The 8,361-nt window shown below is 69.9% G+C and carries 9 protein-coding genes and 1 pseudogene; 1 reads left to right on the forward strand and 9 read right to left on the reverse strand.

Annotated features, from left to right (window positions below; genetic code table 11):
- The first annotated feature begins 52 nt into the window (after positions 1–52).
- Positions 53–1,888, forward strand: a complete 1,836-nt coding sequence (locus tag ACL06G_RS08215; protein ID WP_412784647.1) for a phosphoenolpyruvate carboxykinase (GTP) — start codon at positions 53–55, stop codon at positions 1,886–1,888.
- A 153-nt stretch (positions 1,889–2,041) separates the two neighbouring features.
- Here the strand turns inward: ACL06G_RS08215 and ACL06G_RS08220 are convergent, their stop codons facing one another.
- The 9 genes and pseudogenes from ACL06G_RS08220 to ACL06G_RS08260 form a co-directional block, all read right to left on the reverse strand.
- Positions 2,042–2,662, reverse strand: a complete 621-nt coding sequence (locus ACL06G_RS08220) for a dihydrofolate reductase family protein (protein WP_412835645.1) — start codon at positions 2,660–2,662, stop codon at positions 2,042–2,044.
- Positions 2,662–3,168 (reverse strand): SRPBCC family protein, encoded by a 507-nt coding sequence (locus ACL06G_RS08225; protein WP_412835646.1) that lies wholly within the window; start codon positions 3,166–3,168, stop codon positions 2,662–2,664. Before ACL06G_RS08225 ends, ACL06G_RS08220 begins: the two co-directional genes overlap by 1 nt.
- Before the next feature lie 3 nt (positions 3,169–3,171).
- Positions 3,172–3,513, reverse strand: coding sequence for an ArsR/SmtB family transcription factor (locus ACL06G_RS08230; protein ID WP_412784650.1), 342 nt, complete (start codon positions 3,511–3,513; stop codon positions 3,172–3,174).
- Positions 3,514–3,819: 306 nt separating this feature from the next.
- Entirely contained in the window at positions 3,820–4,233 is a 414-nt protein-coding gene (locus tag ACL06G_RS08235; protein ID WP_412784651.1) for an SCO4983 family protein, read from the reverse strand.
- Between the two features lie 98 nt (positions 4,234–4,331).
- Positions 4,332–5,543: a pyridoxal phosphate-dependent aminotransferase gene (locus tag ACL06G_RS08240; protein ID WP_412784652.1), complete on the reverse strand. Its 1,212-nt coding sequence runs from the start codon at positions 5,541–5,543 to the stop codon at positions 4,332–4,334.
- Positions 5,544–5,860: 317 nt separating this feature from the next.
- On the reverse strand, positions 5,861–6,619 hold the full coding sequence (locus tag ACL06G_RS08245; protein WP_412835647.1) for an excalibur calcium-binding domain-containing protein: 759 nt from the start codon (positions 6,617–6,619) through the stop codon (positions 5,861–5,863).
- Positions 6,620–7,083: 464 nt separating this feature from the next.
- Positions 7,084–7,749 carry a peptide-methionine (S)-S-oxide reductase MsrA gene (gene msrA, locus ACL06G_RS08250; RefSeq protein ID WP_412784654.1) on the reverse strand — a complete coding sequence of 222 codons (666 nt, stop codon included), beginning with the start codon at positions 7,747–7,749 and terminating at the stop codon, positions 7,084–7,086.
- A 48-nt stretch (positions 7,750–7,797) separates the two neighbouring features.
- Positions 7,798–8,025 (reverse strand): hypothetical protein, encoded by a 228-nt coding sequence (locus tag ACL06G_RS08255; RefSeq protein WP_412784655.1) that lies wholly within the window; start codon positions 8,023–8,025, stop codon positions 7,798–7,800.
- 4 nt (positions 8,026–8,029) lie between these two features.
- Positions 8,030–8,361 (reverse strand): annotated as a pseudogene (locus tag ACL06G_RS08260) (mycothiol conjugate amidase Mca); the annotation flags it as partial.

The raw sequence follows: 8,361 nt of genomic DNA on the forward strand, positions 1-8,361 counted from the left end.
CCGCGGAGTCGGTCCGCGACCCGAAACATCCCTCACATCGTCTGGAGCGATCGTGGCGCGCACTATTGCGGCTCCCAGCAGCCTTCCGACCGACCACCAGGAACTCGTCGCGTGGGTCGACGAGATCGCCTCCCTCACCGAGCCCGACCGCGTCGTGTGGTGCGACGGTTCCGAGGCCGAGTACGAGCGGCTGGCCGAGGAACTCGTCGAGAAGGGGACCTTCAAGAAGCTCGACCCGATCAAGCGTCCGAACTCCTACTACGCGGCGTCCGACCCGAGCGACGTGGCCCGCGTGGAGGGCCGGACCTACATCTGCTCCGCGAAGGAGGAGGACGCCGGCCCGACCAACAACTGGAAGGACCCCGCCGAGATGCGGGAGATCTTCCAGGGCGCGAACGGCAGGGGCGGCCTGTTCCGCGGTGCGATGCGCGGCCGCACGATGTACGTCGTCCCGTTCTGCATGGGCCCGCTGGGGTCCCCGCTCTCCGCGCTCGGCGTGGAGATCACCGACTCCGCCTACGTGGCCGTCGCCATGCGCACCATGACGCGGATGGGGCAGCCGGTGCTGGACGAGCTCGGCTCGGACGGCTTCTTCGTCAAGGCCGTGCACACCCTGGGCGCCCCGCTCGCCGAGGGCGAGCAGGACGTGCCGTGGCCGTGCAACGACACCAAGTACATCTCGCACTTCCCCGAGGACCGCGAGATCTGGTCGTACGGCTCCGGGTACGGCGGCAACGCCCTGCTGGGCAAGAAGTGCTACGCGCTGCGCATCGCCTCGGTGATGGCCCGCGACGAGGGCTGGCTCGCCGAGCACATGCTCGTCCTCAAGCTGACCCCGCCGCGCGGCGAGTCCAAGTACGTCGCGGCGGCGTTCCCCAGCGCCTGCGGCAAGACCAACCTGGCCATGCTGGAGCCGACGATCTCCGGCTGGACGGTGGAGACCATCGGCGACGACATCGCCTGGATGCGCTTCGGCGAGGACGGCCGCCTCTACGCGATCAACCCGGAGGCCGGCTTCTTCGGCGTCGCCCCGGGCACCGGCGAGCACACCAACGCGAACGCCATGAAGACCCTCTGGGGCAACTCGGTCTTCACCAACGTCGCCCTCACCGACGACAACGACGTCTGGTGGGAGGGCATGACGGAGGAGACCCCCTCCCACCTCATCGACTGGAAGGGCAACGACTGGACGCCGGAGTCCGGGACCCCGGCCGCGCACCCCAACGCCCGCTTCACCACCCCGGCGGGGCAGTGCCCGATCATCGCACCCGAGTGGGAGGACCCGCGGGGCGTGCCGATCTCCGCCATCCTCTTCGGCGGCCGGCGGGCGACGGCCGTGCCGCTGGTGACGGAGTCCTTCAGCTGGCAGCACGGCGTCTTCCTGGGTGCCAACGTCGCCAGCGAGAAGACGGCCGCCGCCGAGGGCAAGGCCGGTGAGCTGCGCCGCGACCCGTTCGCGATGCTGCCCTTCTGCGGCTACAACATGGGCGACTACTTCGCCCACTGGGTGAGGATGGGCGCCGAGGCACCGGACCCGTCGAAGCTGCCGGCGATCTACTACGTCAACTGGTTCAAGAAGAACGACGAGGGCAAGATCGTCTGGCCCGGCTTCGGAGAGAACAGCCGCGTCCTGAAGTGGATCGTCGGCCGTCTGAACGGCGAGGCGGAGGGCGTCGAGACGCCGATCGGCGTGCTCCCCGCCAAGGACGCCCTGGACCGCGACGGCCTGGACCTGTCCGACGAGGACCTGGACTTCCTGCTGGCCGTCGACAAGAAGGTCTGGCGCGACGAGGCCGCACTGGTGCCCGAACACCTCAACACCTTCGGCGAGCACACCCCGAAGGAGCTGTGGGACGAGTACCACGCCCTGGTCGAGCGCCTGGGCTGATCACGGCAACGCGCAGGGGGCGGCCCCCGGTCCACGTCCGGTCCGGGGGCCGCCCCCTGCGCCGTCGGTCCGCGTGCGGCCCGCCGGGGCCTGCTGAGAGGCAGGCGTGGGCGCCGTGGACACCGAGGTCGCAGGCGTGGAGTCGCGCCGCTGCTACCGTGCGTGCACGGCATAGGTCAGGTGCGTCGCCCGCGACGACGGCTCCGAACGGACCTGCTCCAGCGCGACCCTGGACGCGTCCACGCCCTCGAACAGGCGGATTCCGGAGCCGAACAGCACGGGCGACAGCGCGACCGAGAACTCGTCGACCAGCCCGGCGTTCACGTACTCCAGGATCGTCGCGCCCCCGCCCGCGATGCGGACGTCGCGGTCGCCGGCGGCCTCGCGGGCGAGGTCGAGCGCGGTCTCGATGCCGTCGTTGACGAAGTGGAACGTAGTCCCGCCCGGCCGCTCCCACGGATCACGCTCGGTGTGCGTCACGACGAAGACCGGCGTGTGGAACGGCGCCTCCTCCGGCCACATCTGCTCGCCGGCGTCGAACATGCGCTTGCCCATGACGCTCGCGCCGGTGCGCTGGAACGTCTCCCGCACGATGTCGTTGTCGCGCCCCTCCTCGCCGCCCCCGCCCAGCTTCAGGTTCTCCCGGAAGAACCGCTGCGGGAAGATCCACTGCTGCAGTTCCCTCCACTGCTGCCCCATCAAGTCCCCCAGGGACTCGGGCGCGATGAACCCGTCCAGCGACATCGACACGCTGAAGAACACCTTCCCGGCCATCAGCCCTGCGCCCCCTTCCGAAGGATCTCGGTGACGTAGGCCGCCAGGCTGCCCAGGGTCTGCCGGCCGCCCTCGATCGCGTGGTACTTCTCGACCGCCCGGTCGCGCAGTTCCTTGGTGGGGAACACCGTGCGCATCACGATCCGGGTCGCCGCGCCGTCCGGCGCGAAGGTCAGGACCGTCTCGAAGGCGTTCGGGTCGTCGCGGGACTCACCATGCAGCAGCGCGATGCGCTCCGGCGGGACGATCCGCAGCCAGCGGATCCACTCGGAGTAGTCGGTCCCGTCCGGCCCGTGCAGCACGAAGACCCACTCCCCGCCCTCGCGGAACTCGAAGGACCGCGTGGTGGTGGTGAACCCCTCCGGACCCCACCACCGCGACAGGTGCCGGACCTCGGTGAATGCCTCGAACACCAACTCTCGCGGGGCGTCGACGACCCGCGAGATCACGATCTCCCGGCCGGCCGTCACCGGCTCCGTCCCCGCTTCCTGCCTCGCCCCTGCCATCGGTCATTCCTCCTGCCGTGTCCGCGTGAGGTCCTGCACGTAGGTGTCCAGCCGGTCGAAGCTCTCGTTCCAGAACCTCTCGAATCCGCCGACCCACTCGTGGACCGGCCGCAACCCGCGTGCGTCCAAGCCGTAGAGGCGCTGCTTGCCCGCCCCGCGGACCCGCACCAGCCCCACCTCCCTGAGCACCCTCAGGTGCTTGGACGCCCCCGGCTGGCTCATCCCCAGCTCCTGGGCCACGTCGCTCACCGGCCGCTCACCCGCCCGCAGCAGCGCCAGGATGGCCCTGCGCTGCGGCTCAGCGATCGCGTTGAACGCGTCCGACGTCGTCGCTGTTCGTGCCATAGCAGTCAACATATTCCCATACGGGAATACGTCAAGCCGGGACGAGGAGCGTGCGCGTCGTGTCGGATGACGCCGGAGCGGCCGCCTCGGCATCACCCCGAGGCCGCTCGGCAGGAGGAATCGACTCCCGCTCGCGGGCGGGTCACGGACAGCGGAACCGGCAGGCCGCCGGAACCGGACCGCCTGACGACCTACGGCACGGACAGCAGCCGCAGACCGGCACGAGTGCCCGAAGCATCACTCAGACCAGAACCGGGACCGTGAATTCACCGTGCGCGTCACTCGCGGCTCCGGGGCGTTCGTCGCTCAGGCCGCACCGGCCGGGCCCAGTACCTCCGCGTGCCGCTCCAGGCACTCCGCCGCCAGCTCCGCAGCCGCTTCGTCCTCCCGGGAGGTGGCGATGACCAGGGCCATGCCGGCGAGGGTGTGCGCCCGCTGGTGCAGGGCGGTCAGACGGTCCTGCCCGGCATCCCGGGCGGAGGGAGCGGCACGCTGCGGCTCGCGCCCGCCCCGCAGCCTCGCCGCCGTGCCCGCGAGGCGCTCGGCCGAGTCGTCGAGCGCAGGACTCCCGCCGAGGGCGCGGAGTTCATCGGTCACGGTGAGCAGCGCCGTGAGATGCCCTGCGAGCCGGATGTCCAGCTCCTCCTCGCGGGAGCGGTGAGGCATGTCGGTCTCCGCGGCCATGGCGTGGACCGACTTGTTGCGGATCGGTTCGTACATGGGTGGCTCCCCTGGCAAGGTACTCAGGAAGCCATCCTACCTTGGACAAAGTCCAAAGTTGACTGCTCTCGCAGAAGTGGGGACGGAAGTCCCACAGGTCACGGCTGTCCGTAGCCGTCCAGGAACGTACCGATACGGGTGACCGCATCGGCCAGCTCCTGCGCCGGCGGCAGCGTCACGATGCGGAAGTGGTCGGGCTCCGGCCAGTTGAAGCCCGTGCCGTGGACCACCATGATCTGCTCGGAGCGCAGCAGGTCCAGCACCATCTGCCGGTCGTCCTTGACCTTGTAGACCTTCGGGTCGAGCCGGGGGAACAGATACAGCGCGCCCTTCGGCTTGACGCAGGTGACACCGGGGATCTGCGTCAGCAGGTCGTAGGCGACGTCGCGCTGTTCGAGCATCCGGCCGCCCGGGAGCACGAGTTCCTCGATGGACTGCCGGCCGCCCAGCGCGGTCGCCACGGCGTACTGCGCCGGCATATTGGCGCACAGCCGCATGTTGGCGAGGATCGACAGGCCCTCGATGTAGCTCTGGGCATGGCCCTTCGGGCCGCACACCGCGAGCCAGCCGCTGCGGTAGCCCGCCACACGGTAGTTCTTCGACAGGCCGTTGAAGGTGAGAGTGAGCAGGTCGGGCGCGATCACGGCGGTCGGCGTGTGAACGGCACCGTCGTAGAGGATGCGGTCGTAGATCTCGTCACTGCACACGATCAGGCCGTGTCGCCGCGCGATGTCGGTGAGACCGCGCAGCATCTCCTCGTCGTAGACCGCACCGGTCGGGTTGTTCGGGTTGATGATCACCAGCGCCTTGGTGCGGTCGGTGATCTTCCGTTCCACGTCGGCGAGGTCCGGCATCCAGTCGGCCTGCTCGTCGCACCGGTAGTGCACGGCCGTGCCACCCGAGAGCGAGACCGCAGCCGTCCACAGCGGGTAGTCCGGCGCGGGCACGAGGACCTCGTCGCCGTCGTCCAGCAGGCCCTGCATGGCCATCTGGATCAGCTCGGAGACACCGTTGCCGAGATAGACGTCGTCGACCGACAGCTCGACGCCCTTGGTCTGGTAGTGCTGCATCACGGCGCGGCGCGCGGTCAGCAGGCCCTTGGCGTCGCCGTACCCGTGGGCGTCGCCCACGTTCCGCAGCATGTCCTCGAGAATCTCCGGCGGGCACTCGAAGCCGAACGCCGCCGGGTTGCCGGTGTTCAGCTTGAGGATCCGCTGACCGGCCGCCTCCAGCCGCGTCGCCTCCTCGAGCACCGGCCCGCGGATCTCGTAGCAGACGTTGGCGAGTTTGGTCGACTGGATCACCTGCATACGGAAACCATACGGGCGTGATCCGCAGGACGCCCGGTGTTTTGCGTCACGGCAGGACCGGCCGGGTGAACGGCGGGCTCACGCGGTGGCGTTGCGGAGAACCCCCCTTGCTGCGGAACGAGGCCGGACCGGACCCTCCTCCGAAACGGATGTCCACGACCGTCCCGAGGGCACGGGCACTCGGCTGCTTCCCTCGCCGAACAGCAGGCTCGGCTTCGGCGCTCGGCGGGAGCGTCCGATCGCCCGCGACGACCCCGGGCACCGCGCTTCCCGGCAGGAGCCCCGGTCCGTCTCCGGCGGCGTCGCCGAGGTGGGAGTCAGGATTCGCAGGCGACGCCGTCGCCGTCACGATCCAGGTGGGAACCGTAGCCAGGATCGCCGCGACGCACGGGGGCAGCGCCTGCGGCTCGCGCGGCGTCGCAGTTCTCGTAGTAGACCGACGTGCCGCCCGACGTGGACGACGTACCGCCGCTGCTCGAACCACCCGAAGCGGACGACGTACCGCCGCTGCTCGAGCCGCCCGCGCCTGACGCCGTTCCGCTGCTGCCGTCGTAGGACGGCTCGCAGGCGACACCGTCACCGTCACCGTCCAGGTGGGAACCGTAGCCGGCCTCACCGCGGTGGAGCGGGAGCGCACCGGCCGCCCGGGCTTGCGAGCAGCTGCTGTAGTACACAGAGGTGCCTTCGCCGTCGCGCGATCCGCCGCTCGTACCGCTCTCACGCTTCTTCGCGGACTTCGACGGTGCGGGGGTCTCCGGGGCGTGCGACGTCGGCTGCTTCTTCTCGTCCGACGGCTCGGGGGACGGCGAGGACGCGGAGACCGAGGGAGAGGCACTCCCGTGGGCGGAAGGCGTCGTGGTCACCGACGACGATTGCGGGGCGGTCGCTTGCCGACTCTCGGGATCACTCACCGCGCCGATGAGTGTCCCGCAGGCGGACAAGGAGACCAGACAGGCGAACGGAACGCCCAGCGCCAGGGCCAGGTTCCTCTTCCAGGTACTGCGCGGTGTCTGCGGGCCGTGTGACGGCGGGTAGGACCCGCTGCTGCCTTCCGGACGGGCGTACGGGTTGGTCATGACTCTCCTTGCCCGGCGGGCGGTGTACAGGCAGGTTCGGCGATCCGGGCAGCCTCGCGGGACACCGGAAAGGCGCCTCGCTCGAGACGCCTCTCAGCGATGGACGTGGCGGTTGATCTGCCGGAGACATCCGATGTGTACAGCAAGCCCGTGTACAAGAAAAGCGGAAACATGCCGAAAGTCCGGAACGGAGGGATGGTTGCGGCTCGTTTCGGACAGACCGCGTCGGCTCTCCGGCTTCGCCCGACCAGGAGCACAACACGTGCACAGTTCCGGGTCGATCGGACTCCGCAGCTGCCAACTGCACGGCAGGCGGCGGAAGTACACCCACGTGTCCTACCGAAACCGCCGACGACCCGACACCGGCCCGCAGCCGCTTCGCCGACCCTTCATCCGGCCCGGACCTGGCCTGTTTCGCAGGATGGGGCCGTGCCGTCACCGCGTCCCGGGAGCGGCCGGGAGGGTCACTCCCCCGCCGGGGCGATGCCCACCGGGCAGCTGACCCCCGTACCCCCGATGCCGCAGTACCCGGCAGGGTTCTTGTCCAGGTACTGCTGGTGATAAGCCTCGGCCGGGTAGAAGGGCCGGGAGTCCGCCGGCACGATCGCCGTGGTGATCCCGCCGTGGCCCGCCCCGGTGAGCACCTTCTGGTAGGCGTCCCGCGAGGCCTCGGCCGCGGCCTGCTGCGCGGGCGAGTGGGTGTAGATCGCCGAGCGGTACTGAGTCCCGACGTCGTTGCCCTGACGGAAGCCCTGCGTGGGGTCGTGCGCCTCCCAGAACACCCGGAGCAGCTGCTCGTAGGAAACCTTCGCCGGGTCGAAGACGACGCGCACGGCCTCGGCGTGCCCGGTCAGGCCCGAGCAGGCCTCCTCGTAGCTGGGGTGCGGGGTGTGACCGCCCTGGTAGCCGACGAGCGTCGTCCAGACGCCTTCGGTCTGCCAGAACGTGCGCTCCGCCCCCCAGAAGCAGCCGAGCGCGAAGTCGGCGATCTCCAGACCCTCGGGGTACGGGCCGCCCAGCGGGTTGCCGAGCACGGTGTGCGTTTCCGGCAGGGCGAAGGCCGGCTCGTCACGGCCCGGCAGGGCCTCCTCCGCGGACGGCAGTCGGTTCGGATGACGACCGAAGAGCATGCGTGCCTCCAAGGGGACGGACGGGGCGGACGGGAACGGGCGGGTCGGTCAGGCGTCCTCGGGTTGCCTCTCCGCGGAGGCGCCGGGCTCGGGTGCGGGGCTCTCGGTGAAGTGGACCCGGTTCATGTGCCGGTTCATCGACTTCATCAGCATCCAGACGCCGAGAGCCATCACCGCGAAGACGATGAAGCCCAGGACGCCGGGGGACACGGTGGCGTCGTTCAGTTCCTTCGCCAGCGGAAGGAGCTGGGTCGTGGTGGTGTGCAGCGCGCTCATGGCCTCAATTCTCCCGGATGCCCGCGAAGAGGTCGTCCTCGGGGAGCGAGGTCTCCACGAGGGACGTGGCGAGCTCGTACTCCTCGGTCGGCCAGATCTCCCGCTGGATCTCCAGCGGGACGCGGAACCAGCCGCCGTCCGGATCGATCTGCGTCGCGTGGGCGATCAGTGCCTTGTCGCGGATCTCGAAGAAGTCGCCGCACGGCACGTACGTGGTGAGTTCGCGCTCCTTGCGCTGGAACTGCTTGAAGCGCTCCAGCCACTCGGCGTAGGGGGACTCCAGGCCGCGTTCGAGCAGGGCCTCGTGCAGGGCGCGGGTGCGCTGCGGGTTGAAGC

The sequence above is a fragment of the Streptomyces callyspongiae genome, assembly GCF_047200695.1.
Taxonomy (GTDB): Bacteria; Actinomycetota; Actinomycetes; order Streptomycetales; family Streptomycetaceae; genus Streptomyces.

Excerpts from the sequence above, each read along its gene's own strand:
- ACL06G_RS08220 (WP_412835645.1), bottom strand. The coding sequence starts at position 2,662 with ATGGCCGGGAAGGTGTTCTTCAGCGTGTCGATGTCGCTGGACGGGTTC.
- ACL06G_RS08225 (WP_412835646.1), bottom strand. The coding sequence starts at position 3,168 with ATGGCAGGGGCGAGGCAGGAAGCGGGGACGGAGCCGGTGACGGCCGGC.
- ACL06G_RS08230 (WP_412784650.1), bottom strand. The coding sequence starts at position 3,513 with ATGGCACGAACAGCGACGACGTCGGACGCGTTCAACGCGATCGCTGAG.
- ACL06G_RS08235 (WP_412784651.1), bottom strand. The coding sequence starts at position 4,233 with ATGTACGAACCGATCCGCAACAAGTCGGTCCACGCCATGGCCGCGGAG.
- ACL06G_RS08240 (WP_412784652.1), bottom strand. The coding sequence starts at position 5,543 with ATGCAGGTGATCCAGTCGACCAAACTCGCCAACGTCTGCTACGAGATC.
- ACL06G_RS08245 (WP_412835647.1), bottom strand. The coding sequence starts at position 6,619 with ATGACCAACCCGTACGCCCGTCCGGAAGGCAGCAGCGGGTCCTACCCG.
- msrA (WP_412784654.1), bottom strand. The coding sequence starts at position 7,749 with ATGCTCTTCGGTCGTCATCCGAACCGACTGCCGTCCGCGGAGGAGGCC.
- ACL06G_RS08255 (WP_412784655.1), bottom strand. The coding sequence starts at position 8,025 with ATGAGCGCGCTGCACACCACCACGACCCAGCTCCTTCCGCTGGCGAAG.